Origin of the sequence: Aeoliella straminimaris, assembly GCF_024054565.1 — a bacterium.
In the GTDB taxonomy this organism is placed as follows: Bacteria; Planctomycetota; Planctomycetia; order Pirellulales; family Lacipirellulaceae; genus Aeoliella; species Aeoliella straminimaris.
This window is the reverse complement of the sequence record NZ_JAMXLR010000006.1, coordinates 154,647-175,349: the sequence shown is the minus strand read 5'-3', so window position 1 is coordinate 175,349 and position 20,703 is coordinate 154,647. Positions and strand designations below refer to the sequence as shown.

General features: G+C 57.7%; 11 protein-coding genes. 5 read left to right on the top strand and 6 right to left on the bottom strand.

Features of this window, described 5'->3' with window-relative positions; all coding sequences use genetic code 11:
* Window positions 1–34: 34 nt before the first annotated feature.
* The 3 genes from NG895_RS02055 to NG895_RS02045 form a co-directional block, all read right to left on the bottom strand.
* Window positions 35–829: a DNA polymerase beta superfamily protein gene (locus tag NG895_RS02055; RefSeq protein ID WP_252850776.1), complete on the bottom strand. Its 795-nt coding sequence runs from the start codon at window positions 827–829 to the stop codon at window positions 35–37.
* Between the two features lie 183 nt (window positions 830–1,012).
* Window positions 1,013–1,234, bottom strand: a complete 222-nt coding sequence (locus NG895_RS02050) for a hypothetical protein (protein WP_252850775.1) — start codon at window positions 1,232–1,234, stop codon at window positions 1,013–1,015.
* Between the two features lie 59 nt (window positions 1,235–1,293).
* Complete coding sequence (locus tag NG895_RS02045; protein WP_252850774.1) at window positions 1,294–2,316, bottom strand: DUF932 domain-containing protein; 1,023 nt, start codon at window positions 2,314–2,316, stop codon at window positions 1,294–1,296.
* A gap of 587 nt (window positions 2,317–2,903) precedes the next feature.
* Between NG895_RS02045 and NG895_RS02040 the strand changes: the two genes are divergently transcribed.
* The 4 genes from NG895_RS02040 (at window position 2,904) to NG895_RS02025 (ending at window position 10,518) form a co-directional block, all read left to right on the top strand.
* The gene (locus tag NG895_RS02040) at window positions 2,904–3,356 is read left to right on the top strand and encodes a hypothetical protein (RefSeq protein ID WP_252850773.1); all 453 of its coding nucleotides are present in this window, start codon (window positions 2,904–2,906) and stop codon (window positions 3,354–3,356) included.
* A 476-nt stretch (window positions 3,357–3,832) separates the two neighbouring features.
* Window positions 3,833–4,639 (top strand): hypothetical protein, encoded by an 807-nt coding sequence (locus NG895_RS02035; RefSeq protein WP_252850772.1) that lies wholly within the window; start codon window positions 3,833–3,835, stop codon window positions 4,637–4,639.
* A gap of 84 nt (window positions 4,640–4,723) precedes the next feature.
* Window positions 4,724–7,399, top strand: a complete 2,676-nt coding sequence (locus NG895_RS02030) for a PD-(D/E)XK nuclease family protein (protein WP_252850771.1) — start codon at window positions 4,724–4,726, stop codon at window positions 7,397–7,399.
* Window positions 7,396–10,518, top strand: a complete 3,123-nt coding sequence (locus NG895_RS02025; RefSeq protein ID WP_252850770.1) for a UvrD-helicase domain-containing protein — start codon at window positions 7,396–7,398, stop codon at window positions 10,516–10,518. The genes NG895_RS02030 and NG895_RS02025 overlap by 4 nt, the downstream gene beginning before the upstream one ends.
* A gap of 248 nt (window positions 10,519–10,766) precedes the next feature.
* Here the strand turns inward: NG895_RS02025 and NG895_RS02020 are convergent, their stop codons facing one another.
* On the bottom strand, window positions 10,767–16,427 hold the full coding sequence (locus NG895_RS02020) for a protein kinase domain-containing protein (RefSeq protein WP_252850769.1): 5,661 nt from the start codon (window positions 16,425–16,427) through the stop codon (window positions 10,767–10,769).
* Window positions 16,428–16,514: 87 nt separating this feature from the next.
* Between NG895_RS02020 and NG895_RS02015 the strand changes: the two genes are divergently transcribed.
* A complete protein-coding gene (locus NG895_RS02015; protein ID WP_252850768.1) occupies window positions 16,515–16,931 on the top strand; it encodes a hypothetical protein in 417 nt (138 codons plus the stop codon).
* 21 nt (window positions 16,932–16,952) lie between these two features.
* Here NG895_RS02015 and NG895_RS02010 read toward each other — a convergent pair whose 3' ends face one another.
* Window positions 16,953–18,509, bottom strand: a complete 1,557-nt coding sequence (locus NG895_RS02010) for a restriction endonuclease subunit S (RefSeq protein ID WP_252850767.1) — start codon at window positions 18,507–18,509, stop codon at window positions 16,953–16,955.
* Window positions 18,499–20,697, bottom strand: coding sequence for a type I restriction-modification system subunit M (locus NG895_RS02005; RefSeq protein ID WP_252850766.1), 2,199 nt, complete (start codon window positions 20,695–20,697; stop codon window positions 18,499–18,501). The genes NG895_RS02010 and NG895_RS02005 overlap by 11 nt, the downstream gene beginning before the upstream one ends.
* Window positions 20,698–20,703: the final 6 nt, after the last annotated feature.

Genomic DNA, 20,703 nt, shown 5'->3' with positions numbered 1-20,703 from the left:
CTGCGATTGCGATCTACCATCGATGCGGACGGCCTCATTGGTCAGTACCGTTCGAGGAAGAGGGAAGATAGAATCTTGAGAAGGTTAACATCTGGCCGAACACCCCTTCGTCGGACTGCGACTCCGATAAGGTCGCATTCGACATTGCGGACTCAAGTTCTGCTTCGAGCTGGCTGATTTGGTGTTTGTGAAATCCCGGGTCGCATACAGGATGCCGACCGAATTCCTTCTCAAAGCGATCACCATCTAGCATGCTTTCTAAATGGCTAAGATTTGCCGTTCGGACGAGAGCAAGGAGATTCGTTTCCACGTCCCCTGTTCTGAGAAAGCGAACGGCTGTCAGCAGGATTCGGTACACTTGTAGCAGTGCGTGAGTCGGTGCTGCCGCTCCGTCGGCAAAGCATACACCTTTCCAGTGCTGCACACGCTTTTGGTAATCGTCGAAATGAGTGCAAGAGACGTAGTGCGTGGCAGCCGCTTTCAGTAGTGAATGGACGGCAGAGGTAACAACAATCAACGGGGAGTATAAATCTTCTAAGGCCCGACTGTCACCTCCAAGCAGCATGCGGTTAAAAACTTCAATATCCAGGGTTACTATGTCGACCCTGCCATTCTTGTAGTAGATGGAGCGGTGAATTAGTTCCTCGAACGAGCCGTCCGGTGAAATCTGGCTATGTGGCACGGAGTGCACACCACGTAATTCAACGCGTGAATCGGCGGGGCCGAATCCTTGTTGATGAGGTCCGCACGCGGAGACGTACAGGAGTGGGTAGGGATAGCCCACGAGCAAATTCTCCAAGTGTTCGTAGTCAACCAATACATCCTGCATCGAATGGATGGCTCCTGGGTGTAAAATGCGTCGGTGCGGAGTGGCGTCGCCGAACAAACGGCTCGTCTCTCATCATGAGGCACGAAACGCCAAGAATGATAGCGCTGTCGCTCTTTTCAAATGCGAGATTGACGGCGTACCGGACAACCTCGCAGGGAACCTTAGCGGCCGATTGAAGAACCGCTAGGCCGCTTCGCCGTAAAGGCGACTATGGGCCAGGTCGCAGACCTTGCCCACCAGCGGCAAATCGTCCCGCCCAAAACTGGACGAACTCTTCCACTCGTCGCCTTCCTTGTAGAGCCGCGAGACCTGGACGTTGTGACGCGTCCCTTTCTCGGTCTCGTTCTCCCACACGACCGCCTTGATGCGGCCCAAACGAACTTCAAAGACTGGTTGCTTAGCCATGATAGTTGCTCCTTTCAAGAGCTAGTAAACCAAACAGAAAAACAATCGAACCGAACGCATCAAGCGGCCAGGGCTAATAGCCCTGCCGCTTTCGTGTCCAGCTCCAACCGGTCACCGGCAAACTCTAGTTTGCCAGCGATACGCGTCAGGGCGTCCACGAGCCCGAACACGTTCATCGAGTCCCGCAGCTCTGCCAGCTCGACCGCCTGTTGGGCGAGCTTCCCAGCAAAGCCGTGCTTGGCAAGCAGTGTGGTCGCCTCGTCGGTGTCGCCGACGCGGGCGTCCATCGCTTGGCTCACCATCTTGGCGAAGCCATCGCGACGTTCGTCACGCCTGCGGGCCAAGTCGCCAATCATCCGGCGAACCACGGCGAGTGATTCGTGGACGTTCGCCGTGTGCTTTCGCGTGAACTCGACCACGTCGGTCGTGTCCCAAACGATGTGATTCTGACACACCGCCTGGAACCAGAACGTGGTGAGGCCGACCGAGCGGCGGCCGACCTCCGAGTTCCACACAAAAAAGCCAGGAGCGAATTGCTCCCCGCGAATATCAATCCAGCCGTCGTCGTCGATGAGAAAGCAGAACATGTCCTGCTCTCCTGCGTAGAGCCCGGTGGCTCCGTTAAAGCCGACTGGCGGCGGAGTGAATCCGCAGGCCGAATCACGCACGGCGTCGAGTAACTCAGCGTTGTAGAGCCGGGTGTAACTCGTGCCGTGGATAGCATGGGCCTGGTGGCCGACGCTGTAGATTTGCAGCGGCTTGCGGCCGCTGCGTGGCAACGTCTCGCGAACCACCTGCGTGGCAGTCGCGGGCGAGAGCCGATTGATGGTGTCCTTGGGCAGTCGGCAATGCCGACAGAGCTGCCCAAAGCTCCAGTCATTGAGGTACTGCAGGGAACCGTCTTCCAGGCGAAGTCCAAGGGTCTCTCCGTCGATGGACTCGGGCTCCACGTGCTGTTCCCAGTGCTCGCGGGAAACGGCCTGCTCATGTTTGACGTGAGCGGCCAAAGATTCCAGGGAGTCAAACCGTTCGTCCGGCGAGCGATGGAATAGTTCCGTGCTCGCGGCCATCAAGTTGGTCATGGAAGAACATCCTTTCGGAAGGGGTGAAAGAAGACTGCCCGACGGGCAGGTGCACAAAAAACCTTTATGCGAGGTAGGGTACGCCGCCGAACCTCGTCGCGAGCTGCGGTGCAGCACGCAACCAGGCTCGGGGCACGCTTCTGCTCAAGCCGCGAGTGAGAAAGAACGGCCGGGATGCCAGCGGGCAATCCACGGCCTCTGGAGTCACCAAGCGTTATGCAGCCCGTCGCCCTGCTGTTGCATAGCAGCCTGTGGCTTGGCTGAGTTCGCCTTCGTCGGCCGGTCGCTCGTCGGGGTCGCTCCAGCGGGCCGCAGGCCTTCTACCCCGGCGAGCGAGCGGACGGCGAAGCAACCGGAGGGAGCTTGCTATTCGCATCGCTGCGGTCGCTTCGCCCCACTCGCCTTTGTTGGTCGCGAGCCTCCGAGGGGTCTACACCCACAGGCGGTCTGCCGCCAGCATCCTGCCGCCAACATCGGAGCGGTTTGCGTGAGGCCGGAGGGCGAACGCAAACCACTCCTCGCCTTGGCGGCGGCCCACTGGGGCCGATTCCCGATGAGCGAAGAGACTCAAACGGAGGCACGACGCCATGAAACTTACGCCGAAGACATCAGCCGACATCCAGCTCGAACAAACATCCTTCACCCCTAACGTGTACGCCGATGCCTACCGCCAATTGGCGGACCAGGGAGAACTGGTCAATGTCACCAGTTGGGTGCGAGCCGAGATGGGCTTCAGCCAGTCAACCGGCCGCGTCAACGCCATGCTGACCGCCGACCTGTGGCGGGTGCTGGTTCGCATTTCGCCATGGGCCAAGCGGTGGCAAACCGTCACCAGTCGCGGCCGAGACATACTCTGGATGGCGAGCTACGCCCTGCAGCAGGCCCGCACGTCGGGCCGCAACGCGTACACGTTCCAAGCTTTCTTGCCAACCGATGACCAGGAAGAGGCGTTTTGCACGCTCCGCGTAGAATACTCTACCTGCGAGTCGGGTCGGCCCGTGGTTCTAATAGGTTTCGCGGAGCAACTGGCTCTCGCGTAAAGGTTCCGCTGATCGCCGCTCGGCGGCGATCAGCTTTATTCGCCCACAGCACTCAGCACGTTCTGTATCTCGAAATTCGAATCTGTATTCCAGCAGGCGGTTGTTCATTGTTGCCCCACTGTGGCGTAGATGCTAACCGCTGGAAACAATGCTTGGTCCAGGCTGCGAGCCAGTCATTGATTTCTGTTGGTGACAGGCCCCGGCAATCCTTGCTACGGTGATTCAGAGTATCTTACCAGCGGAGGCGATTTCCATCGTCGCCCTGGGAGGGAGTGAATGATGAATTAACAGCGCTCGCCGCCGATCAAACAAGCAGGCCCGACGGGCTGATGCGTTAGAACCGGCTGTTCTGGTTTCCCCAAGCCGACAGTAGCAGGATTCTTCACGCATAGTCAACTGTCAAACGATCCAGGTCGCACAGGACGGGTTTGCCCAATGTTAGGCAGAGCGTACGCGCTAACTAAGCGAGGAGGCTTATGAAAACCAAGCGAGAATTCGACGGCGGCTACTGCCGCACTAACGACGTACCTGCACTTATTGAGGCAAGAAAGCAGCGGGCGATCGGCAAGAACGAGTTGCGGCTGTTCTTTGCGAAGCTAGAACACCGCGAAAGCCGGGGCATGGCGCCAGTCGACGTGGTGCTGAACAAGCATCGCAAACAGAAGAAGCGCATGACCATTGGTCAGCAAGACGCCGCCAACGAGCGGCTTGTGAAGGCGCTTGCTGAGCATCAGCCGCAGAAGGAGGCCTACCGTGTGAAACTTCCCAGGAAGTTCGTCAGGTCAGCGGCCAGGGGCGCTTTAGAGGTCTCTGAGATGGTAACCGCCCTGTGTTACTTCCTGCGGAGGATGCCCCAGCGTTCGCGGCGCAAGTGCCTGGTGCGAAGCGAACGATACTGCCGACTGTCGGTACGAACTGTTCGCAAGCTGACAGGCCTCTGTCATGATGTGATTGTCGCTTCTCTACGACTTCTCAGGAATCAGAAGCTGATTGCTTTGGTGTGGCGCCCCATGGTTGAAACCTCGCGTTACGGGAGAATGTTCGTCGATGGATCGAAGATCTCGGTGAACTACCATGCACCGGAACGCTCAAGGGCGAGTACTCCGAGTGTGCGTATGCCAAATTCCGGAACAGCGGCTTCCCAAAACCGGAACGAAAAGAAAGAAACCCTTCCTAAGAACTCTTTTTACGCTACGCGTGATTCTTTTGAGGGGAAGCGCAGTAGCATCTTGGCATTCGCCGCCAGGTTTTGCCCGGAGCACGGACTGTCGGCGAGGGTGTAGTTACTCATTGCAAGCGGCGTCCAAGCGCGCGCTTCTCGCTGGTGGCTCGATCTGCGATAATCGACCGCCACACTGGAGAATAAGATGCTTTCCGCTACGCAACTTTTCATTCGACTGGTACCCGGCTTGCTGCGGCCGCGTGTGGGCGCACAACGTCTCAACAAGCTCTACGGCGGACCAGAAACGCTGTTGGCTTGGCTGGAGACCCAGCTCGGTTTGCGACGTGCGCCGGTCAACAGGTCGGCACGCGTGACGCAGTACGTCGCCGCGCTAGACCAGTGCGGAGGCGGACTCTTCGAGGAGAGCTTAAGCTCGGATCGCTGGGCGACCGCGACCCGATTGCTTGAGCTCCGCGACGAGTTGCGACTGGCTGGCTGGAACGAAGAGCACTCGACAGGGCTTCCGCAGCTGGTCGCAGACTTGGCCGCAGCGCGTGTCGATGCATGGTCTAACCTGGGAGAAGCGGAACGACTCGCGCGGATTGAGCACGCGCTCGACGCCGGTCAAAAGCTCCCTCTGCATCAGTGCTGCCTGGCTGATCCCGTGGAAGACTGGCCGGCGGCTTGGCAGGCAGTGTTAAAACGACTGTCATGTGAATCCGCCGCGGCGACCTTGCCGCAGGCTGAGCAGAAAACAGCGCTTCGCATTGCGCAAGAGATCGTTCGTGGCAGCGGGCACGCAGACATAACCCCCGACGAGTCGTTGCGGTTCGTCTCCACACGAAGCGAAACGGCGGCCTGCGAATGGGTTGTCCGTGTGTTGGCGAAGGAGCCGGAGCGGTTGCCCGAGACGTTCATCTACTGTGAAGACGACGCGCTCGCTCTGCGGCTGGATGCATGCTTGATGCGGTATGGACTTCCGACCATGGGCGCGACATCGACGACGCCTGCGCACCCGGTGATGCAGCTGTTGCCATTGCAGTTGGCGCTCTTGTGGGAACCGGTCGATCCACAGGTGCTGCTCGACTTGCTCACTTTGCCGATTGGGCCGATCCCGCGGCGGGCGGCCTACCGATTGGCGGAGAGTCTCGCGCAGCAGCCGGGCCTGGGGAGTGACGCCTGGGAGCGTACGCTGGCGGAGGTGACCAGCGCCCAGCGCGATCCGGACGGGAAACTCCGCGAGCGACTGGACGCCTGGCTGCTCGCGCCACGGACAGCGCGAGGTCAGTCTGCCCCAACGGCGGAGGTGCGCATGTGTTGTAGTTTGGTGGCGCAATGGGCCAGCGGCTTAGCAGCCAAGTTGCGCGAAGATGAACAGCAGGTCGAATTGGTCGCCGGGTTAGACGCGGCTGCCGGCCACGCGGCGCTTTTGGGCGAATTGGTCGAGGCGCAAGGGGTCGAAGTCAGCGAGCCGCAGTTGGGCCGCCTGTTTGAAGAGACATTGGGCGGCGGCGTGCCAGCGGCCGTGGCTGAGGAAACGGCGATGGGGCCGGTCCGCGTCCGTTCTTTAGCCGAGATCGATGCAGCGTGTCAGCGGCTCGTGTGGTTGGGCCTGGGAACGGCGGACGCTCCGTCGCCGCACTGGTCTCAGGCGGACCGCGCAGCGCTCACGGAATGCGGCGTGGCTCTGGACGACGGCAGCCGTCGAGTGACCGCCACGCGACTGGCGGAAGTGAATGGGCTTTGCTGCGTGAAGGAAAACCTGCTTGCGGTATTGGTCCCGGCTGACACAACGCGTCGATGGCACCCCGTTTGGCTGGCGATTCGCAACGCCCTGCGACCAGACCCGGAACCACAGAGATTAGAGGATCTGGTGGCGTTGGGGAGTCTTCAGGCCTTACAACCGTTTGATGTAGAGCTCACGCAACACGCGGTGGAGGCTGCTCCCAGCGAGCGGCCGTTGTGGCAGGCGGGGGGCGCTCTTGAAGATCGCACACGCACGTCGGCGACAGAGATGCAGACTCGACTAGCTTGTCCGTTGAAGTGGACGCTGCGTTACCAGGGTAACCTTAAGCACAGCGCGATCGCGGATTTGCCGAGCAACTTCCTGCTCAAGGGGTCGTTCTGCCACAGCGTGTTGGAGCGGGTGTTTGGCGACGGAGGCGAACTCCCCTCGGAGACGATAGCGGTCAGGCGGGTGCGCGCGGCGTTTGACGAGCGGCTGCCGCTTGACGCTGCGCCGCTGGCGCAACCAAGAATGGCAAGCCAGCGGCGGCGTTTGCAGGAGGAGCTTTCGAGTGCGGCACGGACGTTGGTTGCGGCGTTAACTGCAGGCGGCTATCGCATCGTTGGTATTGAAGCGGAGGTAGAGGCAACCGCCACGGGCAAAGACCTCAGTGGTTGGATCGATTGCCTGGCGGAGCGGCAAGACGGCGAAGAGGCGGTGGTCGATTTCAAGTACGCGGGTCGGGAAAAATATCGCAGCTTGCTCGCGGACGGCCGCGCCGTGCAGCTGGCGACCTACGCCCACGCTCGGTCTCAGCAAGCGGGCGGCAGGTACCCCGCGGTGGCGTACCTCATCCTGGCCGACGGACAGCTGTTCACGCCCAGCGGCAGTGCGCTCACCAATCACACCTCCTGCACGGAAGTGCCCGGTCCAGCGATTCAGGCTGTTTGGGATCAGCTGGTCGCTGCCATGAACCAGGCGGAGGATTGGCTTTCCGGTGCGAACTCGATACCGGCTCGCCCGCTGCAATCGCAAGAAGATTGGCCGGACGGAACGGACCTGGTGCTAGCCAGGAATCTGAAAGTGGGCGACCTGCAAGAGGTCTGCCGCTACTGTGACTACCAGGCGCTGTGCGGAGTCAGGAGGCTGACATGAGTGGCGCTCTGGAAGTCGTGCGGGCAGGGGCAGGTTCGGGCAAGACGACCGACCTCTGCCAAGTCGTTGCCGAGGCGGTGAAAGCGGGGCTCGATCCGGCACGCATTCTGGCAACCACTTTCACGCGGAAAGCAGCGGTGCAGCTGAAAGGGCGGGTGCAGGCGCGGTTGCTGGAAAGCGACGGCGTCGATCCGCAGACCGCTCATGCCTGGGCCGACCGCTTGGAGCTAGCCGCCATCGGCACGGTGCATAGCGTCGCGCACCAACTGATTACGCGGCAGGCCATCGCCATGGGCCTGTCGCCCCAGCTGACCGTGCTCGACGACGAGGGTAGCGATCGAGCACTCAACAACTTGCTGGGCGAAGCGGCCGAAGGCTGGGACGACGTTTACGAAGTGGCCGACCGACTCGCGATGCAGGACATACCGAAACTCATCCTGTCGCTGCTTGCCCTGCAGCGGGGAAATCGCATCAGCAACGCCGACTTCCAGAAGCAGCTCGCCGCGAGCGCCGGCAGGCTCTGTCAGTTGCTAGCGGCAACGCCAGAGGCGACAGGCGTGAGTTTCGACCAATTGTATAATCTGGTCGATGACGCTTTGCGACAAATCGAAGGCGCTGGTGACGATACGACCAAGAAGACGCAGGAGGCGGTCCGCAAACTCCAGCGGCTGGTCGCGCGGCGAGCGCAAGCATGGCAGAGTCACCTTCTTGCTGGCAAAATTGAAGCAGCGAAAAAGTCGGACGGATTATTGGACAACCTTCGCACGGAAACGTCGCGCGTGCGAGCCAACCCAGAGCTGCACGTTGACGTCAAGTCGCTGGCGGCGCAGCTCGGAGCAAAAACAATAGAGCTTGGCGAGCGGTACCTCCGTTACAAGCAGGAGCGGGGCCTAGTTGACTTTACCGATCTGGAGGTGCTCCTGCTGGACCTGCTCGAAAACGAGCAGCTCGCAGCGAGCTTGCAGTCGGACTACGACTTGGTGTTGGTCGACGAATTTCAAGACACCAACCCACTGCAGTTGGCGATTTTCCAACGCTTGCGCGAGGTCACCCCGCGCAGTCGATGGGTGGGTGATCCGAAGCAGGCGATTTACGGATTCCGCCATGCCGACCCCGCCTTGGTCAACACCGTGTGGGACAGCGCCGAGGACTCCAAGCGGGAAAGCCTGCCCAACAACTATCGAGCCCAATGCGGTTTGGTGCAATTGATTGGCGACATCTTCGGGCCCGTGCTGGGAGAGGATGCACGACAAGAACCCCAGCGAAGCGCGGAGCCGAAGGGCATCGAGCGGTGGTTGGTCGACGCGGGGAATGTCACGGACGAAGCGCTCGCGGTTGGCTGCGGGATTGCCCAACTCCACACCGAGGGCATCGCTTATCGCGATATCGCGGTCCTGGCTCGCACCAATCTGCAAGTCAGCCAATTAGCGGCAGCCCTTGATGAATTGGGAATTCCTTACCTGCTGGAAAGCCCTGGCTTGTTGGCTACTCGCGAGGGAGCGATGGTGCTTGCCGGACTGCGGCTGGTTGCCGACCGGGGTGACTCATTGGCGGCCGCCACGCTATTGCACCTGCTGGAAGATCCCGATGTTGAAACGCCGCAGTGGTTCAGCGAGCGTTTGACCGAGGTGCAAAACAACAAGGCAAGTGGCAATAAAGATGCGTATCGTCCGCCTTGGGACGAGGATGCTCGCTTGCAGCCCTTAGAGTACATCGACGCCAGAACGCTACCGCCCACGGTAACCATGCAGCGCGTCATCGAGGCGGTTGGGGCTGCGGAGCGCATCGCAAAATGGGGCGATCCATCCCGACGCAGCGGCCACCTCGATTCGCTGCTGGCGCATGCGACGGAGTATGAACGCTTGGCGGTCGACGAGGGTCGGGCGGCAACGCTGACGGGTTTGATTCTTTACTTAGAAGGCCTTGCTGCGGACGGGGCCGACTTGCGTCATGCTCCCTTGGGTCATGATGCGGTGACGCTGTTGACCTATCACACGGCCAAGGGGCTGGAGTGGCCCGCGGTGGTGCTAACCGGGCTCGATTACTCCCGAGACGCGGACATGTGGTCGCCATCCGTCGTTGCCGACGGCATCGACCCAGACGATCCGCTGCACGGACGGTCGGTACGGTATTGGAGTTGGCCGTTCGGCGTCTCCGACGGACCCTACGGTAAACGGGTGTCGGGCAGTGGCTTGCAGCAAGGCGCACTCGCTTCCGCCGAGGGGGCGTCCAAAAGCAGGTCCGAGGCCGACGAATCGTTGCGCCTGCTGTACGTGGGCTTCAGCAGGGCCCGCAACAAGCTGGTGCTCGCGCACCGTGATGGGAAGTGCGGATGGCTCGACCAGCTTCCCGACGTCGACCGGCTCTTGCCTCCTGGGCTAGCCGCGGGCGAACACCCCATCGATGGCGTCGATACGACGCTGCTGGTGCGTACGCTCGACGCCAGTCTAGTCGGTGCGTGCAAGGTATCGCGCAAGGAGCAGGAGCGGTGGTTCGCAGCGGCACCAGAGGTGAATGCAACCGAACACGTTGAGCGATACCATTGGCCGAGCGAAGCGGCGCCAGCGACGGCGGCGATGTTTGATGCGGTGGTGATTTCTGAGCATCCAAGTTTCCCGTTGGGAGCCTCAGAGAATTATTTCGCAGCAATCGGAGAGGCAGTCCACACGTACTTCGCCGCGTTGCCTTCGCTCATCGAGGCGAGCCATGAAGTCAAGATGACGGTCGCAACGCGTTGTCTCGCAGGTTTTGGGGTAAGCCATCTTTTGACAGCGGACGCACTGGTTAAGCAGGGCGACGCGTTCTCTGATTGGGTTGAGGCGCAGTATCCCGGGGCAACCTGGCACAGTGAGATGCCGGTGTCAGCGCCACGTGCTGACGGAGGACAGTGGGTCGGCGCCATCGACCTCGTGCTGGAAACGACCAATGGCGAGGCGATTGTCGTCGATCACAAGAGCGCTCCCATTCGTCGCGAGCAGTGCGCTGCCAAGGCGCAAACCTACAGCGGACAACTTCAAGCGTACGCAGAGATTCTGGGCGAGTTGGGCGTTTGTGTCGCGGGGACGGTGGTGCATTTTCCGCTGGCGGGGGTGGTTTGTCCGGTCAGATATGCAAGATGAGCAGATTGTGCGATTGGCGAGCGAGTTTCTCGAACCGCCACGCTCTACGCCCCCTCTTCGTGCCAGGTGTTACACGGCAACCACGGCAGACCGCGCGTCGGTGACGGTCCGTCTGTCAGCGTAACGACGACTCCGGTTCCGTCCTGCAAGTCCTCTACGAGTCACACTTAATGTACTCAGCTCGGCCAACTCCGAATTCCCATGCACGGCAGGACTATTCTGGACATGATCCTATCTTTACTAGACTACTAGGTAACAATCGAATTAAGCTCGTCAACGACGGCTTCAATCGAAAGTCGATTCTGCGGGCTCGCCGATATGCATAACTTGGCGATTCGGCTCCAATCACTGTAGGGGACAAAATCTACATCAGTTTGCCCGGTTAGCAAGAAAATAAGTATCTTTCCAAAAGAATACACGTCAGCACTAGGATGAGCGGCCACCCCCTGGAACTGTTCTGGTGCGGCATAGCCGCGGGTACCATGCTGCTGAAACGTCTTGAGAGTACCAAGCCGACCGAGGTTTTTGGCGATGCCAAAGTCAGCTAGTTTCCACGTACCACCGAAGCACAGCACATTGCGAGGCTTCAAGTCACGGTGGACAACTTCGTTATCGTGAAGCTCCTGCAAGGCCATCGCTAGGTTGAGAGCGATGGCCTTAGCATCGCTCGGACTGAGACCGCGTCCATGCGTTTGGCTTTCGATAAACGTCTGAAGGTCGCCGCCGTCTGCACACTCGGTCACGATCGCTACATAGTCATCGTCACGTAAGTAGTCCAGAACGGACGCGACATACTTGGGTTGCAGTCGTAACAACTTCTCATAAATCCTCACCTCGCGTTCCAGGGCGGCTTTATCCGCTGAGTGTGTGCGGACTCGCTTTAGGAAGACTTGGCTTCCATCTCCGGTCTTTTCGGCGATATACGCCTCTGACATCCCTGCAACATCGAGGGGTTTGACTAGCCTGTAACCATGAAAAGATTTAGGAGGATTCGGATTCGGATCGCTCCCCGATGGAGTTCCCAGCCCTGTCGGTTTTTTCTTCGGAACGGGCTCGGCATCTTCAACCCGGTCTTCAAACGACCGAATCTGCACCTGTGCGTATGGCAGAAAATGCTGGGATCGGACGAGAGCTTGGCCGCTCGACTGGCTCAGTATTAGTTCCTTGGCACCCGTCTGCTGCTTCTTGTCGGTCAACCCGAGGTGCTTTGCCATCACTGTGGCGTCGGCATCTTCCAGTCCAAGTGCGATGAGCGTACCCGTATTCGCGAAGACAGAGCCATGAAAGTCACGTGTTTCCTGAGACGAAAGGATCAACCCAAGGCCGTATTTTCTCGCTTCCTTCACCAAGCTGATAATCGTCTCATCGCCACACAGCTTGTGTGCCTCGTCGATGACGACCATCACGCGAAGCTGTTTGGTGACGCCTTGCATCAGCATCGTGGAATAGACCTTCTCCAGGATGAACCTACTGGCGGCGAGCATTAGGTCTTTGATGCCCGATGTCATAAGGATCACGCTGGTACGTTGAAACAGTTCGTCGAAGCTGTAACCCGCGTTCTGTTGCTTGAAGATGCCACTCTTGAAGAGCGGTTGGAGGCGGATTTGAAGATTGCGAACTTGCGTGCCGTGGTCTTGTGCCATGTGATCAAGTACGGCCTCAAGCATTTCCAACGTGGGCGGTTCAAGTTCCCACGTCGCGGGATTGTGAAAATCAAACCCTGCTTGGACGTAACAGGCTTCGATCGCCTCACGAAGGATGCCAAGCTGGATATCCCCGGAACCACTGAAGACGGTGTTCAATGTGTCCGCGAGTCCAAAGATCATCTCGATCGGAGGACGTTTTCGATTGGCGATCGGATCAAAGGGAAGTTCAAACGGATTGACCGGCAGGCCATTCATAACGTCGAACTTCTGTGGTTCAACAGCTTCGGCGAACTCGCCAAAAGCGTACTCGCCCTGATAATCAAGGATGATCGAAGGGACGCCAAGCCGATCGAGTTCCCAGATGAGCGCTTTGGTCGTTTCGCTCTTACCCGACCCGCTCTTGCCTACTACGAGCAGATGCTGGTTGGTCAGACGACGCGGCTTCTTCGTCTGCGGATTCCAATAGACTTCCTGGCCGGTGACACAGTTCTTGCCGAGTTGAATGTTGACCTCTGCGGCTCCAAGATCACCGGAAGCAACAAAAGTGTCCTTCGGATTTTCTGGAGTGCTAACACCCTTCTTGCCCTCAGTAGAAGGCGTGGGTTCTTCTGATGTTGCTTTGGTCTCCCCAGAGACCGCTGGTTCGTCAGGTGGCACTGTGCCGGTTTCTTCTGTCACTACGGCAACTTCAGGATCACCCGACGTGTCAGTTTCGGAAGGGCTGGGTTCGGGTGAACCCGTTTGCCCCCCGATTCCCCCGGGGGACGGTTCCGGCTCAGGTCCAGGTCCCGTCCCGTCTCCTGGATCGCCGCCAGGTTCATCTCCTGATGTATCCGTCGTCCCTTCTTCTTCGTCGATAACCAGACCCAAGAACTCGCTGATCCCAGCCCTGCCTACGATGTGTATGTCATTGTTGTTGATGTCGCGATCTTCTTGGTTCGTCAGAGCGGAGCCATTGAAAATGAATCCTTCATGGCGAAATGAGACTTCACACGCTCCAGCCTCGACGGCCTCAATGCCCTTGTAGAAAGCCTGGATTCGAGTGGAGCTACTCGTTTCATCCAACTCGGATGTCTCAAACAAACCATATCGCCGGGCACGATCGAAGTAGAACAGCAAGATATTCGCCAGTTCTTTGTTCTTGATGTCGGAATCGAAACGCTTCGTTTCACCAGAGCCCACGAAGTGTGCGCGAAAATGCTGTTCGGTGTTGGAGTTCTTTTCGCAAATCTGCGTTTGAAGATCGAGCAGCTCTTGCGGGCTGGAGTGCTTGCGATTCTTGACCTCGATCAGATCAACGGTCATTTTCGATCCCGCAAGTTCGACCAGCATTAGATCATTGCGTTTCAGCGTGAGTTCGCTGTTTTCAAGTTCCTTTTTGTTCTGGTAGAAAAGGTCAATGTGGCTGTCTACCGGAATCAAAACCCGACCACGAAGTCGGTCGTCGCGTTCAAGAGACAGTCTCGTTAGTGCCAAGCCGATGACTTCTTGGGCCTGGTTTGGGTTGTTGATCAACTTCAGCGCGAGCTTCCCGGAGACGGACTTCAGGATTTGAAGGATGCGTCCAATCGTGTGACTGGCAATAACCGGCTCCTCGCCGTCCGCTGTGGTTAGCAGATTGGCAAAACCGTGTCGCAATATGCTTTCAATCTCCTGCTGGTGATAGGTCGAGATGATTAGGCGATGAGCGACGGCATCCAGGAACTCTGGCGTATAGTCGATCAAATAGCCCTTCGATTCCCCGCCAGCTGGCCGCTTCGGATCGTCGTAGTATTCGATGCCGAAGTTGCGATCTATCGTGAAGACCCAGTCCGAAATCAAATGAACCTGCCGAAGCAACTTGAGGTGATGCCTTCCACCAGAATCTGTCAGCTCAAGCTGAACCGTGGTGTACTTCTCAAGGCTGTCCGCCCAGTCGTAGAAGCACGCAGATAGATGGGACAACGTGTCGTGCGATTGAAACAATCGCTTTGTGTTTCCGTCGCTCGCCAACTCAGGGCACTCGTTGGGTGCGATCAGGCGTGACCATGTTGCCGTTGCCGCACCGGCCGAGTAGTCGGTGACATACTCGGCGAGGAGGTTGTGCAGCGAGGAACTTCCCATCAGTTCCGTGTGAGGTCGGGTGGCGATACTGGTCCCAAAGTAGTCGATCAGGAATGTCAAGTGCGACTCAAATCGCCCCCCATTGTCGTTCAACAACTCTGCGATGGAGTGTTTCGCGTAAACCAACTTGGGAAACAATGGGTTTTCATTCGGTTGCAGCAGTCGCTCTTCCGTCTCCGACAAGGTTCCACCATACGTCCATTCTTCAGGACGCCGCTGTGTCATAAAGTCGTCGAACGCATCACCAACAAGTTCGTGCCGTGTATCCTTTGGTGCGAAGAACTTCACGTCAAAGTTGAGGTTCTCGTAGAGCGGCTTGCCGAGCAAGCTCTTGATTGCTTCCAACAACAACGCGCCGTCGCCTGGATTGATCACATTGACCTTGAGCGACCGTACGTAGGGATGATGACAGAGATACCGCTCAATCTTGTCGGCAATCTGCTTCGGCGTGACGGTTGAAACGACGACCTCTTGTCGGCTGGCCCCCACAGCTTGCCGGGCTGCGTTCACCGCCGTCCGCAAGTCCTTCACGTTTCCATTCGGCAACACACTCCAGAACAGATCCAGGTTGTCCGTGTTGATGAAAGTCTGGCCTTGCTCCCAGGAGATCGCGTTGGGGATGTTCAGGTTGATCAGTTTGTCGATGCTGTCCTCGGAAATCAGCCGCTGGATCTCGTCGGGCTTTCGGCCCGTCATCTTCTGAATCCACTGATCCACGAAAGTCTCGTACTGATACAGCCACAGAATCCGCAGGGGATGTGTGGGGCTGAGCAAGAGAACCTGCATTGGGGACTCTGTGGGGCCAATCCTCATCAATACGGTGTCGATCCGCATGACTGCCGAGTAATCGTGCAGGATGTTGTTGATTTGTCCCGGGCCCGTGGCGTTCCCAACCTTTTCGGCAACTTTTTTGAGCAGTTCGACATACTTCTGAATGTAGATCAACGACTCATCCATGACCGTGTGGAGATCGGCAATCTCCACGACGCCCGTTCCATCTTCCAGCTCGCGAACGGCCGTGAAGAACGCACTTCTTGCCTCGAAGAAGTCGTTCGCCATCGTGTTGACCGAGTCAGGCAGTTCGATTTCGTGGAAATCAGCAAGCTGCGCCGTTCGCTTCCCAACAATGTTTGCCTCGTAGACGCCAAGGTTGTTTGGATTGAGCAGGATCTCGCGTTCGAGGTCTCGCAGCAGCGGATTCAGTGCCAAATCACCGCGGTCGTTGTTGGTGAGTCGAAGGGCATAGATATAGTCACGTTTGGCATCCCATCCACGACTGCGCACATCGTAAGCCTTGCCCGTTTTGTGAGTCGCTCGGAAAGACACCTCTTTCAAATGACGAAGGCGTTTTCCGCGGTCAGGCGGTGGGGGTGTGATCTCCTCGCCGTTCTCGATCCAGAACTCTTCTGATTCGTCACTGGCATCTTGCAGCGGAACCCCGTTCTTGTTCAGAGCCTGGATGCGGAGGCGCACGACGCACTTCTCGTCGTCGTCCAGATTGTTGTCGGCGATCGGCACCATGAACGACTTGCGCTTGCCCGACAGTGCCTGGGGCGTGACAACGTCTACCTCGCCTTCGTCTTCCGTGTTGCGCACAACATAGATGCGATAGCCGCCGACGTCTTTTGTGCCAACCGGCTTGACGGTCCATCGAATCTGAATGGGTTTCTTGCCGTCATTGACCAACGCACCGTTTTGATAAATCAGGCCTTTGGCGACCTTGGACGTATTGGGATTTTGTAGTGGGCTCAGCTCAATGCTGACGCCAGTTGTCGGCTCGCTGAAATGCCACTCGTCGAAAGACAACTTTTCACGAGCAGTGTCATCGTGGCAGATATCCGGCAACCACTGGTCCGGTTGCATCGTGTCCTTGTCAGACAGAAAAACAGCCAGGTCCCGACGCCGCTCTTCGTCGTCGAGCCCCTTTTCGGCGACCAGTCGATCCAGATTCTGGGTCAAGCTCTTATCGCCGTCACTCAAGATCGCAGCACACATCTGGTTGCGTGTAAGCTGCACCGGAAGATTCTCCGATTCCAGTTTGAAGTCGGGAATCATGCGTAGTTCGTACAGGTACCCTCCAGCAGTTTCCCAGTTGACGGGCTGATTGCTGGCTTCCTTCTGCCCGAGAACGGACAGGATGTAGCGAAGTTTCAGTCGCACGTCCAACTGTCTGACCGACTCTTCCTTCAGAATGGCGTCCAGGATCTTACGCTCATCCTCCGGCAACATATTGACCTTCGCTCGAACGTGCGTGTCCAAGCACTTGCGGACGTTGAAGCTAACCGCGTCGTCGGTCTTGAAGGTGGCGATATTCAGCGAGTCTTCCTCGGCCAGACGGATTCCAGCCGGGAACAGCGCGCAGAACACGCGGATACGCCCATAGGTTGCATCTTCTCGAAATGCGACCGCACCGCTGCCACTCGTTTCCCACGGCTCATGGTCCGCGTGATCGGGTTTGTCGGTCACAACACGGCAGACCACCTTTGCGGACTGCAAGTCGGGGTCGTCGGCCAATCGCTGTCCCAGTCGATTCATCACATCGCACGGGAGGTAGTCGATCCGCTGGCAGTGGCCAGGGTTCTTCGCTTGGAGAAACGACTTCAGTTCACCGAACAAGGCGTCGACGTATTCGTCAACAACGACGGCATCGTCGAGTCGGAATAGCTCTGTGGATGTGCTCATTTGTTAGTACTCCGATCCCCATTCAGCTTCGGTATAAGCCCTGCCGCGTTCGATTGCCGAATCAAAAAGTCTGAACGCCTCATCTTCACGGTCGTGGGCTTCTCCCCGGGCTTCGTATGCCGCAACGATCTTTTCATGGATCGACTCTCCCCGGTCGTCAGGAACAGGAATGGCAATGGTGTTGAACTGAAAGTCACGAAGTCTCGGGATGACAGAGCCATATCCTCGACAGTGAATCTGAGTCTGACCGTAGGCGGAAGATAGGAACGCATAGATGAAGCCTGGGGCGATCTTGTCCTTATCGGGAATGATTCGCATTACGTCCTGGGACATCGCCCAGCCTTCAAAGTTGCGATGAATGTACTGGCAACGCCCCAGAGTTCCGCCACAGGACACAATCGTCCATCCGCTCTCTACCGTTTCTTTCTCAAGGTTTCTGGTGAGCGAGCTTGAAAGGTATTTCAGTCCCTGCGGACGCCATTGCATGAGCTGCTTTCCACCGATCAGCGCCACGCCGAGTTCCGGATCGTCAACATAGTTCCGCTTTCGGAGTGTTGAGTTTCGTACGGCCGTCAGCACTTGACCGAGTTGGCAACCGCGGTCGTGCGAAAGGATGTATTTGGCGAGGGCGACAGCGGCTGGCTCATGGTAGGTCGCATCGAGCCGGCGTTCGCCGAACTGTGCGTCTTCTGGAAAAAGCCTCGCTTTGGCTGAGTGGATGAACGTGAGCGGCTCCGCGTCTGGCGTGCGACCAGACATGAAATGGCTCAGGTCTGGCAAGTAGCACTGATGCTGAACATCGGCGATCGCCTCGTCGATCAGTTTGTTAGCATTTACTCGCAGGTGACACGATTCGTCGATCAGGCGGGTAAGCTCTTTGCGAAACGCCCGCGGCAGCAATGGAATAACAAGCGTATTGAGATCGTGCTCGTAAATGTGTTCTACAACACCTCCGGACTTGTTCCGAGTCAACAAGAACTGGCCAGCATTACTTTGAAAGAAGCAGTAGAGCATACCCAAATCGCTGTGATCATTGGGAGTAACTCTAAAGGCATCATGCGAGACGTACGCATCGGAAAAATCGTCAGTCGCAAGGACAGTATTGCCAATGGTGCCCGAACCCGAGATGAGAATACACCCCGGCTGAATCCTCAAAACGGAAGATGACAAAACTCGCGAGATGTATCGAGGAGAATCGAACCGGGCCTGAAGCATGTCAGCGGTAGTAAGAAACAGGACGCCGGTTTCCTTGTCATCGACGTATGTCCGACCCCCACGGCTTCGCGGCGAACGCTGCGAAGTTCCTCGGTGAGCCTGAGACTCGCTGTTTGGGCCGCAAAGGCCCGGCTGAAAGACAGCAGACGTATCTTGAAGTTGTCCGCGTGGAAATCCGGACCGCTCCAACGAGTGCTTTGCACGATAACCATCGTCACCATAGTACTCGCCGTCTAGACGATGTGCTCCGGAATACACTTCCGTCGACGCTGCTGCGAACACTTCAATCGAAGAGAACTCCTCGGCTGTCGCAAACGCTGACTGAAACCGGCAATCATCGCTCATAGTCAACCGTTCCCTCCTCCTTTGCCGACAAGAAGTCGTGGTACGCCTTGGCAATGAATGGCAGATCATCGTCAACCATGCGTCCGTATTGATCGACGAAAGGTAGAAAGTCGAGAACCGACGCCTTCAAATAGGCTCCGTGAAGATCTTGCCCGTTCGCGTTCCTGAAGTGATCAAGTATCCGTCCCTCTCGGTCTCGCTTGAAAATCTGATTGTCGCGACGATCCTTGCCGACGTTCTTCGCGATTGCCATGAAGATGGGGTAATCTTTCAACTCCCCACCCAAACTCTCTTCGTTCATCTCATCCGTAGTCTTGCGACGAAGAAACACGAGGTGCGTTTGCATCCCAACCTTGGGAAGGAAGAGTTCCACCGGCATGTCCACCAGCGCGAGTACCTCACAGTGCCGCATCAGCCAAACGCGGATGTACTCGTCGTCCGGATTGCCGAGAAGTCCATCTGGAAGAACGATGCAGAGCTGGCCTGTGCCTGGCTTCAGTAGCTTGACGCACCGCTCCAAGAATAGGATTTCCGGCGACACGCCTGCTTGGAGTGCCGGTGTGGCGGACCAAAGGTCGCGTTCTTCATCGTAGCTCCAACGTCGGGCGAGATCGTATTGGGAAAGGATCGCTTCCGAGTCGATCTTGATTTTTGTTCCAAAGGGAGGATTGGACGCACAAATGTCGAAGGTTCCCTCCTGCAACTCGTCACGGAAGTAACTCGCAATATCAACGTCTTTGAATTTTCCATCCGACTGGTAAGTCTTTGTCTTACCCGGTGGGAACTCCCAGCTCTCAGGCCGATCCAGCGAACCCAAGTGCGTGATCCCGCCTTGACCATCGTTGTTCATCACCATGTTCATGCGGGCGACACGAACGAGGTTAGGGTTGATGTCGAGGCCGAAGATGCGCTGGGAGGCGAGCTTCAGCTCGTGGTTGTATTCACTCAGGTCCTTGGCTTTCGGATCTTTGCCCTCACTCTCCATGCGTCTGGCGATCTTCGCCGCCATGTAATTGAGTATGACCACGATGAATCCGCCTGTTCCACAAGCCGGGTCGATGCACTTCATGCCCGGCTCAGGATCCAGCATCCGGATGCCCATCTTCACCGCGTTACGCGGCGTGAAAAACTCGCCCCTCGTTCCCTGCAAGTTCTTACCCACGATCGCTTCGTAGGCTTCGCCCTTCACATCGACCGACGAGTTGAGGAAGTCGTAATCGGCCAGTTGGGCAACGACGTAAGTCAGGATTCGTGGTGCGAGGTCGACTTCTTCAACCTGCTGAGCAAACAGCTCTGGATAAAGCTGCCGGACTTCGGCGTAAAGTTCCTCCACGCGATCTTTGACTCGCTGCGACTTCTCCGCGTCGTTCCGTTCTTCCAGACTGGCAATGCGAAAACGGCGCTCGTACTCAGCTCCTTCTGATTCGGCCTTCTGTATGCAACGCTCATCTTGAATCTTGGCGAAGACGATCTTGAGGAACTCCCAGAAGATCGTCTCGTTCGACCCGCCTCGATTGGCATAGACATAATCGTGGCAACGCTGAAAGGCTTGTCGGAGCGAAAGGCCGCTTGCAGCTCGTAGCGCTTGTTTGCCCGGCGCAAAACAGTCCTCGGGGCCACGGCCGAAACGCGGGATGTCGTTGATCAACCGCGTGCGAATCTTGATGCGCCCCGTTTCCTTCCAATACACCACACGATCGGTGCCGTTGGTCCACACCGCGTACTCCGCACCGGGCGTGTCCCGAAGGAACTCGGCAAGGCCCTCGGCTCCCTTCTTCGAGTCTTCCGCTTTGACCTTGGGCTTCTGGATGTCCATCAGAATGTAGACGCGGTCCTGATCGTCGACGTCCGAATCACCGCCGTTGGAACGCAAGACGACCAGCGGAAATGCTTTCGCCTTGAGTTGTTTCGGCCTAACCCGAAACTTACGCCGAATGAGATCCGCCTTCTGTTCTTCGGGGTAGCCAAACTCCTCAAGCAGCTTCCGTTGCTCTTCTTGGATGATCAGCTCCAGATCGTTGAGCTTGACGACCTCGCCGGTGACAAGATCGACGACCTGGCCTTCGTCGAGTTGCACGCTGTCGACAGCTTGCCCTTCCGGCAGATCACCATCGTCAACGGACGGATCGGCAGTCAGGATAGCGTCCGCTCCCTTTTTCTTTCGTACTGCTTTCTTCTTCTTTGCCATAGACGT

What these genes read in the sequence shown, in the direction of transcription:
- NG895_RS02035 (WP_252850772.1), top strand. Translation starts at nt 3,833, where the DNA reads ATGAAAACCAAGCGAGAATTCGACGGCGGCTACTGCCGCACTAACGAC.
- NG895_RS02050 (WP_252850775.1), bottom strand. Translation starts at nt 1,234, where the DNA reads ATGGCTAAGCAACCAGTCTTTGAAGTTCGTTTGGGCCGCATCAAGGCG.
- NG895_RS02045 (WP_252850774.1), bottom strand. Translation starts at nt 2,316, where the DNA reads ATGACCAACTTGATGGCCGCGAGCACGGAACTATTCCATCGCTCGCCG.
- NG895_RS02055 (WP_252850776.1), bottom strand. Translation starts at nt 829, where the DNA reads ATGCAGGATGTATTGGTTGACTACGAACACTTGGAGAATTTGCTCGTG.
- NG895_RS02030 (WP_252850771.1), top strand. Translation starts at nt 4,724, where the DNA reads ATGCTTTCCGCTACGCAACTTTTCATTCGACTGGTACCCGGCTTGCTG.
- NG895_RS02010 (WP_252850767.1), bottom strand. Translation starts at nt 18,509, where the DNA reads ATGAGCGATGATTGCCGGTTTCAGTCAGCGTTTGCGACAGCCGAGGAG.
- NG895_RS02005 (WP_252850766.1), bottom strand. Translation starts at nt 20,697, where the DNA reads ATGGCAAAGAAGAAGAAAGCAGTACGAAAGAAAAAGGGAGCGGACGCT.
- NG895_RS02025 (WP_252850770.1), top strand. Translation starts at nt 7,396, where the DNA reads ATGAGTGGCGCTCTGGAAGTCGTGCGGGCAGGGGCAGGTTCGGGCAAG.
- NG895_RS02040 (WP_252850773.1), top strand. Translation starts at nt 2,904, where the DNA reads ATGAAACTTACGCCGAAGACATCAGCCGACATCCAGCTCGAACAAACA.